Source organism: Pelomonas sp. BJYL3 (genome assembly GCF_027257975.1).
In the GTDB taxonomy this organism is placed as follows: domain Bacteria; phylum Pseudomonadota; class Gammaproteobacteria; order Burkholderiales; family Burkholderiaceae_C; genus Roseateles_B; species Roseateles_B flavus.
Genome location: NZ_JANZKX010000003.1, coordinates 367,020 through 386,663 on the forward strand (window position 1 = coordinate 367,020; position 19,644 = coordinate 386,663).

Sequence of the window (19,644 nt, forward strand, 5' to 3'; positions counted from 1 at the left end):
CTGCCCGGCCAAGCCGGATCAGCGGTGTTCGCGTGGGGCGAGTGCCGGCTGCGCCGGGCACTCTTGGGCACTCCGGTGGAGTCATCGGAGGGCCCCCAGCATTCGGCTGGAGAGGCCATGCCGCGGCAGGGGGGCGGGGCGCCACCTAGAATCCCGGCATGGAACAACAGCTGTTTGACTACACGCGTCAGGACGCCGCCGGCGAGAGCTGCACGGCCCATGCGTGGGCCAAGGTGCCCGCGCCGCTGAACCCCGCCCAGCGCGCCGAACTCAAGGCCCGCGCGGCTGCCCTGCTCAAGGCCAAAGGCGCGGTGCTGGTGGCCCACTACTACGTCGACGGCGACCTGCAGGACCTGGCCCTGGAGACCGGCGGTTGCGTGGCGGATTCACTGGAGATGGCCCGCTTCGGCCGTGACCATGCGGCGCAGACCCTCATCGTGGCCGGCGTGCGTTTCATGGGCGAGAGCGCCAAGATCCTCAGCCCCGAGAAGCGCGTGCTGATGCCCGACCTGGACGCCACCTGCTCGCTGGACCTGGGCTGCCCCGCCGACGAATTCAGCGCCTTCTGCGACGCCCATCCGGACCGCACCGTCGTGGTCTACGCCAACACCAGCGCCGCGGTGAAGGCCCGCGCCGACTGGATGGTCACCAGCTCCTGCGCGCTGGAGATCGTCAGCGAGCTCAAGGCCCGCGGCGAGAAGATCCTCTGGGCGCCGGACCGCCACCTGGGCCGCTACATCCAGGAGCAGACCGGGGCCGACATGCTCATGTGGAACGGCGCCTGCATCGTGCACGACGAGTTCAAGGGCCTGGAGCTGGACCTGCTGCGCGAGCAACACCCCGGCGCCATGATCCTGGTCCACCCGGAGTCGCCCAAGAGCGTGGTCGAGAAGGCGCATGTGGTGGGCTCCACCTCGGCCCTGATCAAGGCGGTGGTCGAGGGCACGGCGAAGGAATACATCGTCGCCACCGACAACGGCATCCTGCACCGCATGCGCCAGCTGGCCCCGGGCAAGACCCTCATCGAGGCCCCCACTGCCGGCAACAGCGCCACGTGCAAGAGCTGCGCCCACTGCCCCTGGATGGCCATGAACGGCCTGCAGGGCGTGATCGACTGCCTGGAGCGGGGCACGGGCGAGATCGGCGTGGACGAAGTCATCCGCCAGAAGGCCCAGACCTGCATCACCCGCATGCTGGATTTCACCGCGCAGCTGAAGGCGCGCCAGGCCTCGGGCCTGGTGCCGGGCATCGGCGCCGCCTGAGCCCCAGATCCGGCGCCCAGGCAAGATCTGGCACCTGCCCCCGCCGGGACGCGATTTGCGTCCGCGGGGGCTTTCTTTTTGGCGGCTGCGGAGGCTATAAAGCGCCTATGCTGTCCCGCTGCCAGGGCCCATGCCGGGCCGCAGCGTCCACACCATAGAAGGGCCTCTTCATGTCCTCCGTCGACTTCACCTCGCTGTACAACCACCATGAGCGCGAAGTGTTCGCCGCCGTCATCGCCAGCGCGCCCAAGTACCCGACGCTCAACCGGGACGACGACCTGCTCTGCGACGTGGCCTGCGTGGCCCTGAACCGCCTGCCCCCGCGCTACATCCGCCATGCCGTGGATTTCAGCTTCTACCTGACGGAGTCCGAACGCCTGGAGACCGACGCGGCCATCGCCGAGGCCGTGTCCTATGCCTTCAACTTCGTGCAGGCGCGACTGGCCCTGCGCACCAAGCAGGGCGGCTGAGGTACGGCCGGGCCGCGCTGATCCCCGGGGCGCTCAGCGCCGGCCGCGTTCGGCAATGAGCACCGTGGGAAAGCTCACCGGCAGGGTGCGAGGGTAGTCGCGGCTGAAGTGCAGGCCGCGGCTCTCGTGGCGCAGCAGGGCCGAGCGCACGATCAGCTCCGCACAGTCGACCAGATTGCGCAGCTCCAGCAGGTCGCGCGTGACGCGGAAGTTGGCGTAATAGTCGTCGATCTCGCTGCGCAGCAGGGCGATGCGGTGCAGGGCGCGCTCCAGGCGCTTGGTCGTGCGCACGATGCCCACGTAGTTCCACATCAGCAGGCGGAGCTCGTCCCAGTTGTGGGCGATGACGACCTGCTCGTCGGCATCCTCCACCTGGCTTTCATCCCAGGCCGGCAGAGGCGCGGGCGGCAGCGTCGGCAGGGACTGGATGTCCTCGGCGCAGGTGCGGCCCAGCACCACGCATTCCAGCAGCGAATTGCTGGCCAGGCGGTTGGCGCCATGCAGGCCGGAGTAGGCGGTCTCGCCCACGGCGTAGAGGCCGGGGAGGTCGGAGCGGCCCTGCAGGTCGGACACCACGCCGCCGCAGGTGAAATGCACGGCGGGCACCACGGGGATGGGCTGGCGCGCGATGTCGATGCCCAGCTTGAGGCAGCGCGCGTGGATGGTGGGGAAATGGCTCTTGAGGAAGTCCTCGCCCAGGTGGCGGGCATCCAGCCAGACGTGGTCCAGGCCGTGCTTCTTCATCTCGAAGTCGATGGCGCGGGCGACGATGTCGCGCGGGGCCAGCTCCATGCGGTCGTCGTGCGAGGCCATGAAGCGGGTGCCGTCGGGCAGGGTCAGGTAGCCACCCTCGCCGCGCAGGGCCTCGGTGATGAGGAAGCTGCGCTCTTCGGGGTGGTAGAGGCAGGTCGGGTGGAACTGGATGAACTCCATGTTCGCAACCCGGCAGCCTGCGCGCCAGGCCATGGCGATGCCGTCGCCGGTGGAGGTGTCGGGGTTGGTGGTGTAGCGGTAGACCTTGCCGGCGCCGCCGGTGGCCATCACCACGGCACGGGCGGGCAGGGTCTCGACGCGGCGGCTGTCGATGTCCAGCGCATAGAGCCCGTAGCAGCGGGGCTCCTCCTCGCGCTGCACATGGCGGGAGGTGATGAGGTCCAGGGCCATCCAGCGCTCGCGCAGCTGGATGTTGGGATGGGCCTGGGCGGCCGCCAGCAGCTGCTCGTGGATGGCCTTGCCGGTGGCATCGGCGGCATGGGCGATGCGGCGCACGGCGTGGCCGCCTTCGCGCGTCAGGTGCAGGCCCAGGGGGCCGCCGGCCTCGGGCGTGAAGGGCACGCCCTGGCGCACCAGCCATGCCACGGCCTCGGCGCTGCGCTCCGCGATGAAGCGGGCCGTGGTCTCGTCGACCAGGCCGGCGCCGGCGTCCTGGGTATCGCGCACATGGCTGTCGATGCTGTCATCGCTGCCCAGCACGCCCACGATGCCGCCCTGGGCCCAGGCCGTGGCGGCCTCGCCCAGCTCGCGCTTGGCCAGCACGATCACGGGGACCTGGTCCGCCAGGTGCAGGGCCACGGTCAGACCGGCCAGGCCGGCCCCCACGATGACCACGGGAAGTTGGGAAGCTGCAGCGCTCATGAATCGTTCGGCACGCCGCCCGGTTCATGGGGGCGTCATCGCAAAAGGTGCCTGATTCTAGGAGCGGGGCGGGCGGGGAGGCTGCGTGGGGGGCAAAGGCAGTGCTCGTGAGGGGCGGCCGTGCTTGGCGAGGCACCGACGGGGAGGTTCAAGCCAGGAGGCCTTCCGTGCACCGACCGAGCGTTCGCGAGGGGGCCGTCTACCTCCGTGCCAGGGGTAGAGGCCCTGCCCGCGCTTCCTTCCGATCAAGCAGAACCGGCCCATCACCAGGCGACGATCAGAAGCAAAGAAGCCCGCAGGTGCAAGCCGGCGGGCTTCGATCGGCGCGACGCCTGCGGATCCGGCTTCGCCGGGCCGTCAGGCGTGCCCCCTCGGGGGGCCGGCGCAGCCGGTAGGGGGGGGGTCAACTCCGCTGCATGCCAGCCTTGAGAAGGTTGGACAGCATGTCGAGCGATTCAGCCAGGTGAGCGCGCGTCTCGACCGACTGCCCGCCACGCGCCACCGCCGCACGCAAGTCGGACTGCAGCTGGTTCGCATGCAGGCGCAGCAGCGCGTAGGCATCGGCCATCACGCCCGGGGCGCCTCCCTTGACCAGCACGGCCTGCAGGCGGCGCAGGTGTTCACGCTGCAGATTGCGGCGCAGGCGGTCGATCTCGCCCCCCGTCCTGAGCTCGCTCCACACGGCCGCCTGGGTGCTGGCATAGACCTCGTTCAGGGAGATCAGGCCCTTGCGGTCCTTGGCCGGCACGAAGCCCGGCAGGTCCATCAGGCGCTGGGCGGTGCCGGCGCTGTAGAGACGATCCAGGGCCACGTTCTGGATGCGGGCCACGGCGCCGGGGATGTCCACCGGGCCGGCACGCTCCCATTCGTTGTAGTCCACCGTCAGCGTGCTGAGGAACTCGGGCTTGAAGCGGAAGCTGTCGGCGCTGAACAGGCCCTTGGCCAGGAAGTCCAGGGCCTCGCGCTGGCGGGCGGGCTCGACCGGCTTGAAGGCCGGCTGCATGGAGGCGCCCGGCAGCTCGCGCTGCATGTACATGCCACCCACGTACTTGCCCACCAGCTCGGAGGCGCGGGCCAGCTGGTTGAAGCCGGCCAGCAGCACGCGGCGCTGGCGCAGCGGGTCCTCGCCCACCTTGGGCTGACGCTCCTGCACGCGGGCCCACAGCTCCTGCGAGAGCTTCAGACGGCGCTTGTAGTAGGCCAGCGGGTCGGCGCCCAGATCGAAGCGGTTGGCCAGCGGGTCGATGCCACCGAAGAGGTCGGCGTCGGCATCGTCCGCATAGGCCAGCAGGGGATCGCTGCTGCGGGCGGCGATCCTGCCCAGCTCCTGCGCCTCGGCCTCGGCGGCCACGGGCTTGTAGGCGTACTCGATGGCCCAGTAGTCGTAGGCACCCAGGGTGGTGTTGGTCAGCGCGCCGCTGGGCTCGCCCTTGAGCGAGAGGTTGTAGGCGTTGTAGTCCATCACCGAGCCGGAGATGCCGTGGGCATCGGTCCAGGCCTTGTCAAGCAGCTGGGCCTGGGTCACGGTGGTGGAGGCCTTGAAGTTGTGCTTCAGGCCCAGCGTGTGACCCACCTCGTGCATGATGGTGTCGCGGATCACGGCATGGACGAAGGCCTCGGCTTCGGGGCTGTCCGGCTGGATCTCGCCACGGGCCTCAAGCAGGTCCATCGCGAAGTCCATCTCGGTGGCGGCCTCCTGCGCGTAGCGGCAGGCCTCGGCGTCTTCACCAGGGGCCGCGTGGGCCAGCGGGCGGGTGACATCCTCGACCAGGAAGCGGCGGGAGCCGCGGGCGAAGACATCGCTCATGCCGATGTCGGCGTCCAGGATCTCGCCGGTGCGCGGGTCTGCGTGGCTGGGGCCGATGGCGAAGCCCACGTCGGCGCCCACGAACCAGCGGATGGAGGCGTGACCGGCGTCCATATTGTCCCAGTCGGCATCATCCGGCTGCTGCTTGGCGACGATGGCGTTCTTGAAGCCGATCTTCTCGAAGGCCTTGTTCCACTCGAGGATGCCCTCCTCCACCGCCTTGCGGTACTTGGGCGGGATGTTCTTGTCCAGCCAGTAGGTGATGGGCTGCACCGGCTCGGACAGGGCGGCACTCGCGTCCGCCTTCTCCAGGCGCCAGCGCTTGATGTGGTGCACGCGGGTGTTGGGCTTGTAGTCCTCGCTGAGGTCGGTGTAGGACTCGGCGAAGTGGCCCAGGCGCGGGTCGGCCAGGCGGGCCTTCATGGGCTGCTCGGGCAGGGCCTTGAAGCTGTAGACGAAGCTCATGAACAGGCTGCGCGGATCCGGAGTGGCCTGCGGTGCGCTGGGCATGGGCACGGGGGTCGGCGTCAGCGGCGGCGCGGGGATGCGCGGGGTCGCGAAGTGCATGCGGGCGGTCAGCGTGCTGAGACCGGCCTCGGCACGGGTGGCCTCGAAAAAGCTGTTGCCGCGGTCCGGAGCGTAGGGCAGGCGGTAGGCGAACTCCAGGCGGGTGGACAGGCCAGGGATGTCGCTCAGCAGCAGGCTGGCATCCACGAGGAAGGACTTGCGCTCCGCGTGCTCGGCGCTGGCCACCGGCGAGGCCGCCAGCAGGCTGGGCGAGAAGGCCTGCTCCGAAGCCAGGCGGTTGCCGCCCTCGGCGCGGAACTTGGTGTTCAGGGCCACCAGCTGCAGCTGATTGCCCACGCGGCGCCACTCGGCCAGGTGCGCACGGCCCATCTGGCTGGCGTACAGGCCGCGCTCGCCCACGGCATTGGCCACGTTGACGGAGAAGAGGAAGGGCTTGTTCAGCTGGGCCTTGGGGATCTCGATCCAGACCTTCTCGTCCTTGCGCCAGATGGGGAAGAGGCCGTCCTGGCTCTTGGCGTCCTTGATGACGTCGGCGAAGGGCTTGGGCGCGGTCGGGTCGGCCGGCGGCTTGGGCGCGGTGGCCGGTGCGGAGGCGGCGCTGGCCGGCGCGGCAGGCGCCGTGCCGCCATTGCCTTGTGCAAGCGCCGACTGGCCGGCGAAGGCCAGTGCGGCCAGGGCCAGCAGGCTCAGCCGGGGAGCCGGCACGCGGGAGTAGTTCTGGGTCATGGGTTCCGCTTTCATGGGGTGGGCCGGCCCGCGGCGAGGCGCCTGGGCTTCGCTTGCATGGCCGACGACAAGCCGCACATTGTCGAGAGCGGCCCTGCGGCGTCAATGCAGACCCACCCCACTCGCACCAGCCAAACCGTGCTTCATCGCACAGCTCGCAGTCGCCCGCGGTGACGCGCAGCCGACAGCCGCCGCCGCGCCCGGGCGCTAGACTGCCTCGCCATGAACGCTCCCCCGCCCCGCAGCACCCATCTGCTCTATCTGCACGGCTTTCGCTCCTCGCCACGCTCGGCCAAGGCGCAGCGCATGGCGCGCTGGGTGGGCGAGCATCGCCCGGACCTCACCTGGCTGGCGCCGCAGCTGCCGCCCTCGCCCCGCGAGGCCCTGGCCCTGATCCGCGAGCAGATCCGCGACTGGCCGCGCGGCACCATGGCCGTGATGGGCAGCTCGCTGGGCGGCTTCTACGCCACCTGGGTGCAGCAGCACACCGGCTGCCGCGCGGTGCTGCTCAACCCGGCCGTCGATCCGGCGCGGGACCTTTCACGCCACATCGGCGAGCACAGCTGCTGGCAGGACCCGCAGGAGCGCTTCTTCTTCCGGCCCGAGTTCGTGGACGAGCTGCGCACCATCGCGCAAGACCTGCCCCCCGGCGCCATCGCCCGCCCTGAGCGGCTGCTGGCCGTCATCGCCAAGGGCGACGAGGTGCTGGACTGGCGCGAGATGCACGCCCGCTACGAGGGCAGCCGCATCCATCTGCTGGAAGGCAGCGACCACGGCCTCTCCGATTTCGACGACTACCTCTCTGAACTGACGGAGTTTCTGCAGCTATGAATCCCGCACGCCGCCTGGAAGGCAAGGTCTCCATCATCACGGGCGCCGCCCAGGGCATCGGCCTGGCGACGGCGCTGAAGTTCGCGCAGGAGGGCGCCGTCGTCATCGTCTGCGACCTGCGCCAGGATGCCGTCGACGCCGCCGTGGCCCAGTGCCAGGCCGCGGGCGCCCAGGCCCTGGGCTTTGCGCTGTCCGTCACGGACCGCGGGCAGGTCGACGCCATGGTGGCCGAGGTCAAGGCCCGCCATGGCCGCATCGACGTGCTGGTCAACAACGCCGGCATCACCCAGGACGCCCGCCTGCAGAAGATGAGCCTGCAGCAGTTCGACGCCGTCATCGACGTCAACCTGCGCGGCGTCTTCCACTGCGCGCAGGCCGTGGTCGACAGCATGGTGGCGCAGGGCAGCGGCGTCATCCTGAATGCCTCCTCGGTGGTGGGCATCTACGGCAACTTCGGCCAGACCAACTACGCCGCCGCCAAGTTCGGCGTGATCGGCTTCACCAAGACCTGGAGCCGCGAGCTCGGGCCCAAGGGCGTGCGCGTCAACGCGGTCGCGCCGGGCTTCATCGAGACACCCATCCTCTCCACCATCCCCGACAAGCTGCTGGGCCAGATGCAGGAGGAGGTGCCCCTGCGCCGCCTGGGCAGCCCCGCCGAGGTGGCCAATGTCTACGCCTTCCTGGCCAGCGACGAGGCCAGCTACGTCAACGGCGCGGTGCTGGAAGTTTCCGGCGGACTGACGGTGTGAGCGCCCGTGGCTGAGGCACAGGCCCGCATGCTCGTCAGCGCCTGCCTGCTGGGCGCGCCGGTGCGCTACGACGGCCGGGCGCAGGACCTGCGCTCGGCCCTGCTGGAGCGTTGGCAGGCCGAAGGTCTGGTCGTGCCGCTGTGCCCCGAGCTGGCCGGCGGCCTGCCCGTGCCGCGGCCGCCAGCGGAGATCGAGGCCGGGGCCCGGGGCTGGCAGGTCTGGCTGGGCCAGGCCCGCATCCGTGATGCCGAGGGCGGCGACCCGACGGAGGCCTTCAAGGCCGGCGCCGCCGCGGCCCTCGCCCTGGTGCAGCGCCACGGCCTGCGCCTCGCCGTGCTCAAGGAAGGCAGCCCGTCCTGCGGCAGCCAGCGCATCGCCTCCGGCCACTTCGACGGCCTCAAGCGCGCCGGCGAAGGGCTGACCGCCGCCCTGCTGCGCCAGCACGGCGTGCAGGTATTCAGCGAGCACGAACTCGAGGCCGCCGACGCGGCGCTGCGGCAGCTGATCGGGGGCTGATCGGGTGGGCAGCCTTCGGGTCATCCCGGAGCCCAAGCTGTCACTGCATCGGGCGAATGTAAGACCGATGCAATGTAGTCCAACAAAGCGCAACGCCCTGCCGTGACGGCCCGGCGTGCGCCCTACATTGCGCTGGCACCTCGGTGGCCCGGCCGGCATCCAGAGGCGTACCCCGACAAGAACAGGAGACCCCCGTGCCGCTTTCCCGCCATCCCCACCTTTTCCGCCAGCCCCACCTTTCCCGCCGCCTGCTGCCCCGCCTGGTGAGCCTGGCCCTGGCCTCCCTGGCCACCGCACCCGCGCTGGCTGCCGACGAGGCGCCCGCCCCCAGCGCCAACACGCTTGAGCAGGTCGAGGTGCGCGGCGTGCGCGCCACGCTCAAGCGCAATCTCGCCGAGAAGCGCGAGGCCCAGAACATCGTTGACACCATCAGCGCCGAGGACGTGGGCAAGTTCCCCGACAAGAACGTCGCCGACTCCCTGCAGCGCGTGCCCGGCATCTCGGTGGACCGCATCTGGGGCGAAGGCAAGGCCATCTTCGTGCGCGGCACGGACAAGAACCTCAACATGACTCAGCTCAACGGGCAGGCCGTGGCCTCGTCCGAATGGTGGCTCAACGAGGCGCAGACGCGCAGCTTCAACTACGACGTGCTGCCCTCCGAGATCGTCGGCAGCCTGGAGGTCTACAAGAGCCCCTCGGCCGACCTCGACGAAGGCAGCATCGGCGGCCTGGTCATCGTGAAGACGCGCCGCCCCCTGGACTTCAAGGACGCGCTGACCCTCCAGGCCTCGGCCGAGGCCCTCTACAGCAAGCTGCCCGGCAAGACCGACCCGCAGCTCAACGGCCTGCTGAACTGGAAGTCCGCCGACAAGACCGTGGGCGTGCTGCTGGCCCTGAGCCGGCAGCAGCGCACCATGCGCCGCGACGGCCTGGAGATGTTCCCGGACGGCCCCTACGACATCCAGGACCAGCACGGCGCCGTCACCCGGGCCTACGCCTCCTGGGGGGGTGGCTCGGCCATCTTCCGCCAGGAGCGCGAGCGCAGCACCGCCAACCTGGCCGTGCAGCTGCAGCCCAGTGCGCAGACCGACATCGTCCTGAATCTCATGGATTCGGACATGAAGATGAACAACAACAACCAGAACTACCTCTGGCAGGTGGGCGGCCTGGCGGACAAGGGCGTGGTCTCGGTCACCGATCCGCGCTTCATCACCGTGGGCGACGGCGGCAAGGCGCTGGTGGGCGGCATCGTGGGCCCGAAGACGGGCGTGTCCTTCGAGCCCATCTACCGAGAGTCCTATGTGAGGTCCCGGCTGGCCGACCTGGACGCCAGCTACCAGGGCAGCGGCTGGAAGCTGCACGGCCAGGCCGGCACCACCTCCAGCGAGGGCGGCAGCGCCCATGACCGCCACTTCTGGATGGAAGGCGACACCCGCGCGCAGATCAGCCTGGGCCCCGACCACTACGGCGTGAAGTACCTGGACATCAACCCCCTGGACCCCAAGGCGCTGACGCTGAAGGCGGGCGACGACCGCATCCGCCGCATGGAAAGCCGCGAGCACTACGGTCAGGCCGACCTCAGCTGGGACCTGGGCGAGCACTTCTTCAACACGCTCAAGCTGGGCGTGAAGCTGCGCGACAACACCCTGCGCAACAAGCGCACCCAGGGCGAGGCCAGGCCGGGCGCCGAGGGCTGGCAGTCCTTCTCCCTGGCCGACCTCTCGACAGGCCCCTCGCCCCTGCTGAGCCAGGCCGCGGCCACCGCGGACGCGCTGACCCAGTACGCCTGGTTCGACGACGGCCTGGTCGCCAGCAAGGCCATCCCCATGTACGACAAGGCCATGGTCTACCGCGAGCTGCTCAACGAGCACTACACCATCAAGGAACGCATCACGGCCGGCTATGCCAAGGCCGACTTCGCCAGCGGCCGCTGGCATGGCGACGTGGGGCTGCGTCTGGTACGCACCCAGCAGACCTCCGAGGGCTACCAGGCCAATGCCGACAAGACCTTCACGCCCCTCAGCCAGACCCACCGCTACACCGACGCCCTGCCCAGCCTCAATGTGATCTACGACTGGAGCAAGGAGGTCGTGATCCGTGGCGCCGTCGGCAAGGCCATGGCGCGCCAGACCTTCGACCTGCTGAGCCCCGGCCTGCGCCGCGACGGCACGGTGCTGACCCGCGCCTATGCCGGCAACCCGCTGCTCAAGCCTGTCCATGCGAACCAGGCCGAGATCGGCGCCGAGTGGTACTACGCCGACGCCTCGCTGCTGGCCGCCACGCTGTTCGTGAAGAAGCTCGACACCTTCACCTACAAGGCCTCGAAGCAGGAGCCGGTGGGCGGCGAGACGCTCAATGTCGAGCGACCCTACAACGCCGACAACGGCGCCGACATCAAGGGCTTCGAGCTCCAGTGGCAGCAGCCCTTCGGCCACAGCGGCTTCGGCACGGTCGTCAACTACACCTTCACCGACGCCGTGGCCGGCGCCGTGGCGGGCCAGCCGCGCCTGAAGGTGCTGGGCAACTCGCGCGACCAGCTCAACCTCAGCGGCTACTACGAGCGCAACGGGCTGACGCTGCGCCTGTCCTACAACTACCGCTCCAAGTCCTATGGCGATGTGCAGATGGGCGGGCAGGTCGTCAACAGCGCCTACGGCCAGTGGGACGCCTCCGCCAGCTACGACCTCAGCCCCAGGCTGACCGTCTATGCCAGCGCGGTGAACCTCAACAACGAGGTCATCCGCAGCAATACCGCCGACGGCCTGCCCATCGGTGTCTACGAGAACGGCGCCCGCTACAGCATCGGCCTGCGCGCCAAGTTCTGAGCGCCGGCAAGACCTGACCCTCCGCGCCAGGCCCTGCGCCGCCCGCACCGGCGGCGCAGGGTCGGCTGCGCGCTGCCCGCCTCACCGGACGCACCCCCACCATGCACGCCAAGACCTCCACCGCCCCGCGCCCCATGACCCTCGCACAGGGCCCCTCGGTCCTGCTGGCCATGGGCTTCATCGCCCTGATGTTCTTCATCCTGGGCTTCGTCACCTGGCTCAACGGCTCGCTGATCCCCTTCCTGAAGCTGGTCTGCCGCCTGAGCAACTTCCAGGCCCTGTGGGTGACCTTCGCCTTCTACATCGCCTACACCGTGATGGCGCTGCCGGCGGCGCTGCTGCTGCAGCGCACCGGCTACAAGCGAGGCATGACCCTCAGCCTGGGCGTGATGGCCGCGGGTGCGGGGCTCTTCATCCCCGCGGCGCAGAGCGCGCACTACGGCCTCTTCCTGCTGGCGCTCTTCACCCTGGCCACCGGCATGACGCTCATGCAGACGGCCATCAACCCCTACATCGTCTGCATCGGCCCGCGCGAGAGCGCCGCCATGCGCATCAGCATCATGGGCCTGTTCAACAAGGGCGCGGGCATCGTCGTGCCCCTGGTCTTCTCGGCCCTGGTCCTGGGCGGCATCGGCCCCTATGCGCATACCGAGATGGCGCGGCTGGACCCCGCGGCGCAGGCGCTGCTGCGGGTGGAGCTGGCCTCGCGCCTCATCTACCCCTATGCGGTGATGGCCGTGGCGCTGCTGCTCTTCATGGGTCTCGTGCAGCTGGCGCCGCTGCCGGAGCCCGCGCTGGAGCCGGAGGCCGCCCCCGGCCGCCGCGAGCCCCGCGCCCTGGGCGTGCTGCGCTTCCCGCAGGCCGTGCTGGGCGCCCTGAGCCTCTTCGGCTATGTGGGCGTGGAGGTGATCGCGGGCGACACCATCGGCCTCTTCGGCCAGCAGCTGGGCGTGCCGCACTATGCCGTGCTGACCTCCTACACCATGGGCTTCATGGTGCTGGGCTACCTGCTGGGCGTGCTGCTGATCCCGCGCGTGCTGAGCCAGGCCCGTGCCCTGGCGATCTCGGCGGTGCTGGGCCTGCTGTGCGTCGTGGGCGTGGCCGGCAGCTCCAGCAGCGCAACGGGCTGGAGCAGCCTGCTGCTGGGCTGGCTGGGCGTGCCCCCCGTGCCCGACGCCGTGCTGTGCCTCGCCCTGCTGGGCCTGGCCAATGCCCTGGTCTGGCCCGCCATCTGGCCGCTCGCGCTGGAAGGACTGGGCCGCTACACCGCGGCCGGATCGGCCCTGCTGATCATGGGCATCGCCGGCGGCGCCCTGCTGCCCATGCTGTACGGCCGGCTCAGCGACCAGCTGGGCGGCCAGGGCGCCTACTGGATGATGCTGCCCTGCTATGCGCTGATCCTCTTCTATGCCCTCGTGGGCCACCGGCTGCGGCGCTGGCCGGGCCGGGACTGACGCCGGGCGGGCAGGCCCGATGCGCTGCGCGCACACCTGCCCGCCTGCGGCCGCGCCTGCGTGGCTAGACTCGCGGGCCACGACCCCTGAACCCTCGCCATGGCCGATCAAGACACACTGCCACCCTCCAGCCGCCTGCTGCACTGGCTCGTCGCCCTCTTCATGCTGGGCCTGGCCGGCGTGGGTCTCTACATGAGCCGCAGCGAGAGCTGGGCGCTCTATCCCTGGCACAAGTCGCTGGGCGTGATCGCCCTGCTCTTCATCGCCCTGCGACTGGTCCAGCGCCTGCGCCTGGGACTGCCCGAGCCCGTGCAGCCCACCTCGCCCGCCCTGCACCGCGCCGCCCGCTGGGCCCACGGCGCCCTGCTGGCCCTGACATTGCTGATGCCCCTGAGCGGCATGCTGTTCTCCGGCGCCAGCGGCCATGGCTTCGGCCTCTTCGGCCTGAGCCTGGTGCCGCACCAGGACGATCCCGCCCGGCCCGGCGAGGTCCTGCCCTACAACGCCACACTGGCCGAGCTGGGCCAGCAGGCCCACCACTGGCTGGGCTACCTGCTGCTGGCGCTCGTGGCGCTGCACGTCGGCGCGGCGCTGAAGCACCACTTCATCGACCGCGACCGGACCCTGCTGCGCATGCTGGGCCGCCAGGCGGACTGAGCCCGGCCGCGGCTTCTCAGTCGCTCAGCCGCTCAGCCCGCCGCCCCGTCGGCAGCGTCAGCGGCATCCGCCACAGCGGCCGGCCCCGGCAGGCTCAGCCGCACCTCCAGCCCCCCCTCGGGATGGTTGCGGAACTGCAGATGGCCGCCATGGTCGGCCACGATGTCCCGCACGATGGACAAGCCCAGCCCCAGCCCCTCCGCCCGCGCCTGCCGGCCGTGCGCCAGGCGGGTGTAGGGCTGACCCAGCTGGTGCAGCGCCTGCTCGGGCACGCCGGGGCCGTGGTCGCGCACCGTCAGCAAGACCTGACCCTCAGGGCCGTCCTCCATGCGCAGCTGCACCGGCCGACCCTCGCCGCCGCCGCCGTAGAACACCGCGTTGTCCAGCAGATTGCCCAGGGCTCTCTTGAGGGCCAGGGGCTTGCCGAAGACGGTGAGGGGGCGCTCCTCCAGCTCGATGCGCTGGCCGGCCATGCGGGCGTCACGCACCATCTTCTGCAGCACGAGATCGATGCGCACGGGCGCGCGGTTCTCGTGGATGTCGGTGTCCTTGACGATCTGAAGGGCCGTCTTGACCATCAGGTCCAGCTCATCGAGATCCTCGTGGAACTCGTCCTGCACGGCCTCGTCGTCCAGCAGCTCGCTGCGCAGGCGCAGGCGCGTGATGGGCGTGCGCAGGTCGTGCGAGATGGAGGCGAAGAGCCGCTCGCGGTCGCTCAGGTAGCGGCGGATGCGCTCCTGCATCTCGTTGAAGGCCTGCGTGGCCTGGCGCACCTCGGCCGTGCCGCTGACCCGCAAGGGCTGCGGCACGGAGCGATGCCCCACGCGCGCCGCCGCCCGGCTCAGGCCGCGCAGGGGCCGCGTGAGCGTCCGCGAGGCCACCAGGCTCAGCAGCAGGGCCAGGGCGAGGGTCAGGCCTTGCGGGGCCAGGCGCTGCCAGGTGAAGAACTCCAGCTGCTCCAGCAGGAAGGGATCCGGCAGGGTGCTGCTGAGGTACAGCCATTGCCCCGGCTCCGTCTCCAGCTGGATCACGACGAAGGGCGCGGGCCGGTCGGCTGCCAGCAAGGAGGGATCGACCCAGCTCTCCGGCAGGTCCGACAGCAGCCCGCCCTGCGGCCCCACCCGCAGGCCCAGGGGCGAGGCCAGCGTCACCCGCAGCGGCGCCTGCTGCCCCAGGCGGGCCTGCAACTCCCGCTGCAGCGAGGCCTCCAGCTCGCGGACCACCGGCGGCCCGGGCAGAGGCTGGACCTCCACCGCCGCCGCGTTGATGAAGACCAGGAAGCGCGTGCCGCCCATGGTGCGCAGCTGCTCGATCAGCAGCGGGCGGTAGGCCGCGGGCAGCTCGCGCAGGCCGCGCACCGCGCCCAGGGCGCCGCTGGCCAGGTGGTGGGCCGCCAGCTCGACCTGCCGGCGCGTGCGCTGCTCCAGCTGGTGGTACCACAGCAGGTTGACCAGGAGCTGGACCAGGGCCAGCCCGCCCAGCATGGCCAGCACGAAGCGGCCCTGCAGGCTGTCCAGCAGGAAGGCCAGGACGCGCTGGAGGCCGGCCGGCGGCGTCCAGCGCAGGCCGGCCTCAGGCCGCATCGTTGACCTGGACGGTGCTGGCGAAGACATAGCCCGAGCCCCGCACAGTCTTGATCAGCGCCGGCTGCTTGCCGTCGTCGCGCAGGCGCTGGCGCAGGCGGCTGATCTGCACGTCCAGGGACCGGTCCAGCGGCCCGAGGTCGCGGCCGCGGGTCACCTCGGCCAGGCGGCTGCGGTCCAGCACCTGGCCGGGGTGCTCCACCAGCAGCTTCAGCAGCTGGAAGTCCATGCCGGACAGGGGCGAGGCCTGCCCGTCGGGGTCCACCAGGCTGCGCTCCAGCACGTCCAGCGTGAAGCCGTTGAAGCGGAAGAAGCGCGCCGGCTGGCTGCGCTCCTGGCCGGAGCGGCGGTGGATGGCCTTGATGCGGGCCAGCAGCTCGCGCGGGTTGAAAGGCTTGCCCAGGTAATCGTCGGCACCCAGCTCCAGGCCCACGATGCGGTCCGTCTCTTCGGCGCTGGCGGTGAGCATGATCACCGGCACGTCGGAGCGGCGGCGCACCGCCTGGCACAGGGCAAAGCCCTCGGTGTCCGGCAGCATGACGTCCAGGATGCACAGGCTGATCTGCTCGCGATGGCGTTCGAACTCGGCCATGAAGCTGGCGCCGTCGTGGGCGAGCAGCACCTCGTACTGGTTCTTCTCGAGGTAGGTCTTGAGCAGGCTGCGGATCTTCTGGTCGTCATCGACGATCAGGATGGTGCGGTTCATGGCGCGGCGGATCGGGAGGGCTTGGAAGGCAGGGCGCGCAGCAGGCCCAGCAGCCTGCGCTGCGCGGCCGCCGGCGTCTGGGCGGGGTCCAGCGCAAAGCGGTGGACGGTTTCGATCAGGGCGTTCTTGCCCACCTCGCCAAAGGCCATGCGGTGCACCAGGCTGGGCACGCGCGGCGTGGCGGGCGCGGCGAAGAGGCGGTAGGACTGCTGGGCGCAGGGGTCCAGCTCGTCCACGGGCACATCCTTGCGCACGGGCACCGAGCCTTTGATGCGGTTGTAGCCCAGCTGCAGCGTGGCGCTGGCCAGCAGCTCGGCCATCTTCTCCTGCTCGGGCTGGGCGCTGCGGTCGCCGGCCAGCATGGCCAGGGTGTCGATGCTGAAGAGGTGGACCGCCGCCGTGCCTGGCACGGCGCGGCAGTCGAAGTCGCGGCCCCCCTCCAGGCCCAGGGCGCCCAGCTCGCCGCGGGCCCAGTCGCCCGTGATCAGCATCGCGGCGCGCCCCGAGGCGAAGTCGGCCACCAGCTCGGTCCAGGGGCGTTCGCCCCCGCCGGTTGCGCCGGCCGGCTGGGCGAGGCTGCGCCATTCGCGCAGGCGCCGGAAGGCGCGCTCCAGCGCCGGGTCCTCGAAGGCCTGCCACTCCTGCTGCACCATCATGCGCCGGTACAGCTGCGGGCCGGCCTCGCCCAGCAGGAGGGCCTCGAACACCGTGGCCACCTGCCAGGGTTCGTCGCTGAAGGCCACGGGCGTGACGCCGGCCGAGCGCAGGCGCTCGGCGGCCCGGGCGAGGCCCGCCCAGTCGGTGGGCGGCTCGATGCCGTGCTGGCGGAAGACCGCCAGGTTCAGGTAGAGGTTGTTGATGCGATGGATGCCCAGCGGCGCGGCCACGATGTGCTCGCGCACGCTCAGCTGGCTCAGCACCTGAGGAAAGAGCGTGCGGGCCCAGCCCTTGCGCTGGGCGACGGCGTCCAGCTCCAGCAGCAGGCCCATGTCGGCCCATTCGTTCATGGACTGGCCGTTGAGCTGCGCCACCTTGGGCGCCATGCGCCGCAGGATGCGCTCATTCAGCACCTTGACGGCCGGACCGCCGCCGCCGCCGGCCACCGCGCTGTCCACCCAGCGCAGGCCCTGCTCGGCCAGGCGGGCCGCCACATGGTTGGCGGCGGCCCGTTCGCTGGCGGAGGTCCACCAGTGCAGCACCGTCAGCTCGCCAGGGGCCTCCGCCACCGCCGCCGACGCAGGCGCCGGTGCCGGCGCTGCGATCACCGGCAGCGCCGACCACAAGCTCATTGGCAAAGCAGCCGCCCACAACATGCGCCGCATCTTGCCGGCGCCTCTGCTGGAGCCGGCTGACGTTTTGTTGGACTTTCGTGAGCTTCTGTAAGACACAGACCTTCCCGTCGCGGACCTTGTCACGATTCTCACGGCCGCGGAGCGCGGCCCGGATTGGGAGTTTCTCGATCAGCCACCGGGCGGCAGGCGCGGCAGGCGCCCGCTTGTTCGCACAGCGGGCAATGAACTCGTAATGAAGCGTAAGCCCTGCCCCCGCGCCGGGGTCCGCCGCCCTGTGGAGCCGCCCCCGCAAGGCCCCCTGACGTCATGACGATGGGCTAGGCTCGCGCCCACAGACGCTCACACCGTCAGGACCCGGACCAGGGTGCCTTGGGGGCCCGGCAGGCAAGCCGCGGGCCCTGGGCATCGAGTCTGGCGCCCACCCCTGTGGATCGCTCCTCGTTCCAGCGGGCCGCCACCGACCAATGCCCCGGCGGCCCGCTGACCTCTTCGCGGCGCCCGTCGCGCGAGGCCCGCGTTCGGCTTGCGACCGGCACCACTGCACTTGGGCGACAATGCGCACCCTATGTTTGCCCTGTTCGATGACGCCGGAAAATTCCTCGCCGGCCGTGTGATGTCCGAAGCGGAAAGCTCGATGCAGATCGAGCTGGACTCGGGCAAGCGCGTCAAAGTGAAGGCAGCCAATGTGCTGCTCAAGTTCGACAAGCCGGCCCCCGCCGAGCTCATGGCCGAGGGCCAGGCCCTGGGCCTGGAGATCGACCTGGACCTCGCCTGGGAGTTCGCCCCCGAGGGCGAGTTCGGCTTCGCGGACCTGGCGCGGGACTATTTCGACGCCAAGGCCGGCGTGATCCAGCAGGCCGCCGCCCTCTTCAGGCTCTACGAGGCGCCGCACTACTTCCGCCGCATGGGCAAGGGCCTGTTCAAGAAGGCCCCCGAGGAACAGGTCAAGGCCGCCCTGCTGGGCATCGAGCGCAAGCGCCAGCAGGCCCTGCAGATCGAGGCCTGGGCCCAGGAGCTGATCGCGGGCCAGTGCCCGGCCGGCATCCGCGAGCAGATCTACAAGATCCTCTTCAAGCCTGACAAGAACGGCCCCGAGTACAAGGCCGTGGTCGAGGCCGCCAAGCGTTCGCAGCAGGCGCCGCTGGACCTGCTCAAGGGCGCCGGCGCGATCAGCAGCCCCTACCAGTTCCACTGGAAGCGCTTCCTGTTCGAGAACTTCCCCAAGGGCACCGGTTTCCCGGCGCTCACCGCGCCGGCCATCACCGACGAGCTGCCCCTGGCGCCCGTGCAGGCCTTCTCCATCGACGACTCGGCCACCACCGAGATCGACGACGCCCTCTCCGTGCAGGGCCTGGGCAGCGGCACCATCGTCTTCGGCATCCACATCGCCGCGCCGGGCCTGGCCATCCAGCCGGACTCGCCGGTGGACAAGGTCGCCCGCGAGCGCTTCTCCACCGTCTACATGCCCGGCTGGAAGCTGACCATGCTGCCGGACGAGGTGGTGCAGCACTACACGCTGGCCGAGGGGCGCGACTGCCCGGCGGTCTCGCTGTACGTCACGATGGACGAGGCCACGCTGGAGATCCGCAGCCGCGAGACCAAGCTCGAGCGCGTGCCCATCGCCGCCAACCTGCGCCACGACAAGCTGGACAGCACCGTCACCGAGGCCTCGCTGACCGGCGAGGCGCCGGCCGACTACGCCTTCAGCGCCGAGCTGCGCTTCTGCTTCCGCCTGGCGAAGCATCTGAAGGCACAGCGAGAGATCGTGCGCGGCAAGCCCGAGACCTTCAACCGCCCCGACTACACCTTCCGCCTGGACAGCAACGGCGAGCGCGAGCCCGAGGGCCACGAGGCCGTCAGCATCGGCACCCGCCAGCGCGGCGCGCCGCTGGACCTGATCGTGGCCGAGGCCATGATCCTGGCCAACAGCAGCTGGGGCGGCTGGCTCAACGAGCTGGGCCTGCCGGGCATCTACCGCAGCCAGGCCAGCCTGGCGCCGGGCGTCAAGGTGCGCATGGGCACCAAGGCCCTGCCGCATGCCGGCATGGGCGTGGCGCAGTACACCTGGGCCACCTCGCCGCTGCGCCGCTACACCGACCTGGTCAACCAGTGGCAGATCATCGCCTGCGCCCGCCACGGCCGTACCGCGGCCCTGGTGGCACCCTTCAAGCCCAAGGACGCACAGCTCTTCTCCATCATCTCGGGCTTCGATGCCGCCTACTCGGCCTACAACGGCTTCCAGTCGGGCATCGAGCGCTACTGGACCCTGCGCTACCTGCAGCAGAACGCCATCCATGAGCTCACCGCCTCGGTGATGAAGGACGGCCTGGTGCGGGCTGACACCCTCCCCCTGGTCTTCCGCGCCCTGGGCTGCGAAGGCCTGGCGCGCGGCAGCCATGTGCGGGTGCGCATCACCGGCATCGACGAGATGACGCTGGACGTGCACGCCTCCCTGGTCGAGCGCCTGGACGAAGCACAGGCCCCGGATGACGCGGAGACCGTGGACGAGGACGAAGACGCCGGCAGCGGCCCGCTCACGCTCGCCATCGACCTGAACGACGCCGAGGGCGGCTCCGAGGCGCCTGTCGCCCCGGCCGCCTGAG

General features: G+C 70.5%; 14 protein-coding genes. 9 read left to right on the forward strand and 5 right to left on the reverse strand.

What is annotated here, in order from left to right; genetic code table 11:
* Window positions 1-158 precede the first annotated feature (158 nt).
* Together nadA and O9Y01_RS11370 are read left to right on the forward strand one after the other, a co-directional pair.
* Complete coding sequence (nadA, locus tag O9Y01_RS11365; RefSeq protein WP_269631702.1) at window positions 159-1,262, forward strand: quinolinate synthase NadA; 1,104 nt, start codon at window positions 159-161, stop codon at window positions 1,260-1,262.
* Between the two features lie 170 nt (window positions 1,263-1,432).
* Entirely contained in the window at window positions 1,433-1,732 is a 300-nt protein-coding gene (locus tag O9Y01_RS11370; protein WP_269631703.1) for a late competence development ComFB family protein, read from the forward strand.
* 33 nt (window positions 1,733-1,765) lie between these two features.
* Here O9Y01_RS11370 and nadB read toward each other — a convergent pair whose 3' ends face one another.
* Together nadB and O9Y01_RS11380 are read right to left on the reverse strand one after the other, a co-directional pair.
* A complete protein-coding gene (gene nadB / locus O9Y01_RS11375; protein WP_269631704.1) occupies window positions 1,766-3,367 on the reverse strand; it encodes an L-aspartate oxidase in 1,602 nt (533 codons plus the stop codon).
* 403 nt (window positions 3,368-3,770) lie between these two features.
* The gene (locus O9Y01_RS11380; RefSeq protein ID WP_269631705.1) at window positions 3,771-6,428 is read right to left on the reverse strand and encodes a zinc-dependent metalloprotease; all 2,658 of its coding nucleotides are present in this window, start codon (window positions 6,426-6,428) and stop codon (window positions 3,771-3,773) included.
* A gap of 222 nt (window positions 6,429-6,650) precedes the next feature.
* Between O9Y01_RS11380 and O9Y01_RS11385 the strand changes: the two genes are divergently transcribed.
* The 6 genes from O9Y01_RS11385 to O9Y01_RS11410 all read left to right on the forward strand — a co-directional run bounded on the left by O9Y01_RS11385 (window position 6,651) and on the right by O9Y01_RS11410 (window position 13,460).
* On the forward strand, window positions 6,651-7,259 hold the full coding sequence (locus O9Y01_RS11385) for a YqiA/YcfP family alpha/beta fold hydrolase (protein ID WP_269631706.1): 609 nt from the start codon (window positions 6,651-6,653) through the stop codon (window positions 7,257-7,259).
* Window positions 7,256-8,008, forward strand: a complete 753-nt coding sequence (fabG, locus tag O9Y01_RS11390; RefSeq protein ID WP_269631707.1) for a 3-oxoacyl-ACP reductase FabG — start codon at window positions 7,256-7,258, stop codon at window positions 8,006-8,008. Before O9Y01_RS11385 ends, fabG begins: the two co-directional genes overlap by 4 nt.
* Window positions 8,009-8,035: 27 nt before the next feature.
* Complete coding sequence (locus O9Y01_RS11395) at window positions 8,036-8,524, forward strand: DUF523 domain-containing protein (RefSeq protein WP_269632122.1); 489 nt, start codon at window positions 8,036-8,038, stop codon at window positions 8,522-8,524.
* 194 nt (window positions 8,525-8,718) lie between these two features.
* Entirely contained in the window at window positions 8,719-11,349 is a 2,631-nt protein-coding gene (locus O9Y01_RS11400; RefSeq protein ID WP_269631708.1) for a TonB-dependent receptor, read from the forward strand.
* A gap of 101 nt (window positions 11,350-11,450) precedes the next feature.
* The gene (gene gluP / locus O9Y01_RS11405) at window positions 11,451-12,803 is read left to right on the forward strand and encodes a glucose/galactose MFS transporter (RefSeq protein ID WP_269631709.1); all 1,353 of its coding nucleotides are present in this window, start codon (window positions 11,451-11,453) and stop codon (window positions 12,801-12,803) included.
* Between the two features lie 99 nt (window positions 12,804-12,902).
* The gene (locus O9Y01_RS11410) at window positions 12,903-13,460 is read left to right on the forward strand and encodes a cytochrome b (protein ID WP_269631710.1); all 558 of its coding nucleotides are present in this window, start codon (window positions 12,903-12,905) and stop codon (window positions 13,458-13,460) included.
* 32 nt (window positions 13,461-13,492) lie between these two features.
* Here O9Y01_RS11410 and O9Y01_RS11415 read toward each other — a convergent pair whose 3' ends face one another.
* From O9Y01_RS11415 to O9Y01_RS11425, 3 genes are read right to left on the reverse strand one after another with little or no spacing between them, the layout of a single operon-like run.
* Window positions 13,493-15,043, reverse strand: coding sequence for an ATP-binding protein (locus O9Y01_RS11415; RefSeq protein WP_269631711.1), 1,551 nt, complete (start codon window positions 15,041-15,043; stop codon window positions 13,493-13,495).
* Complete coding sequence (locus O9Y01_RS11420; protein WP_269631712.1) at window positions 15,033-15,749, reverse strand: response regulator; 717 nt, start codon at window positions 15,747-15,749, stop codon at window positions 15,033-15,035. Before O9Y01_RS11420 ends, O9Y01_RS11415 begins: the two co-directional genes overlap by 11 nt.
* On the reverse strand, window positions 15,746-17,038 hold the full coding sequence (locus O9Y01_RS11425) for an ABC transporter substrate-binding protein (protein WP_269631713.1): 1,293 nt from the start codon (window positions 17,036-17,038) through the stop codon (window positions 15,746-15,748). The genes O9Y01_RS11420 and O9Y01_RS11425 overlap by 4 nt, the downstream gene beginning before the upstream one ends.
* A 568-nt stretch (window positions 17,039-17,606) precedes the next feature.
* On the opposite strand from O9Y01_RS11425, the gene O9Y01_RS11430 reads away from it, so the two are divergent.
* Window positions 17,607-19,643, forward strand: a complete 2,037-nt coding sequence (locus O9Y01_RS11430) for a ribonuclease catalytic domain-containing protein (RefSeq protein ID WP_269631714.1) — start codon at window positions 17,607-17,609, stop codon at window positions 19,641-19,643.
* The last annotated feature ends 1 nt before the right edge of the window (window position 19,644 follow it).

Excerpts from the sequence above, each read along its gene's own strand:
- nadA (WP_269631702.1), top strand. The coding sequence starts at position 159 with ATGGAACAACAGCTGTTTGACTACACGCGTCAGGACGCCGCCGGCGAG.
- O9Y01_RS11370 (WP_269631703.1), top strand. The coding sequence starts at position 1,433 with ATGTCCTCCGTCGACTTCACCTCGCTGTACAACCACCATGAGCGCGAA.
- nadB (WP_269631704.1), bottom strand. The coding sequence starts at position 3,367 with ATGAGCGCTGCAGCTTCCCAACTTCCCGTGGTCATCGTGGGGGCCGGC.
- O9Y01_RS11380 (WP_269631705.1), bottom strand. The coding sequence starts at position 6,428 with ATGACCCAGAACTACTCCCGCGTGCCGGCTCCCCGGCTGAGCCTGCTG.
- O9Y01_RS11385 (WP_269631706.1), top strand. The coding sequence starts at position 6,651 with ATGAACGCTCCCCCGCCCCGCAGCACCCATCTGCTCTATCTGCACGGC.
- fabG (WP_269631707.1), top strand. The coding sequence starts at position 7,256 with ATGAATCCCGCACGCCGCCTGGAAGGCAAGGTCTCCATCATCACGGGC.
- O9Y01_RS11395 (WP_269632122.1), top strand. The coding sequence starts at position 8,036 with ATGCTCGTCAGCGCCTGCCTGCTGGGCGCGCCGGTGCGCTACGACGGC.
- gluP (WP_269631709.1), top strand. The coding sequence starts at position 11,451 with ATGCACGCCAAGACCTCCACCGCCCCGCGCCCCATGACCCTCGCACAG.
- O9Y01_RS11410 (WP_269631710.1), top strand. The coding sequence starts at position 12,903 with ATGGCCGATCAAGACACACTGCCACCCTCCAGCCGCCTGCTGCACTGG.
- O9Y01_RS11415 (WP_269631711.1), bottom strand. The coding sequence starts at position 15,043 with ATGCGGCCTGAGGCCGGCCTGCGCTGGACGCCGCCGGCCGGCCTCCAG.
- O9Y01_RS11420 (WP_269631712.1), bottom strand. The coding sequence starts at position 15,749 with ATGAACCGCACCATCCTGATCGTCGATGACGACCAGAAGATCCGCAGC.
- O9Y01_RS11425 (WP_269631713.1), bottom strand. The coding sequence starts at position 17,038 with ATGAGCTTGTGGTCGGCGCTGCCGGTGATCGCAGCGCCGGCACCGGCG.
- O9Y01_RS11430 (WP_269631714.1), top strand. The coding sequence starts at position 17,607 with ATGTTTGCCCTGTTCGATGACGCCGGAAAATTCCTCGCCGGCCGTGTG.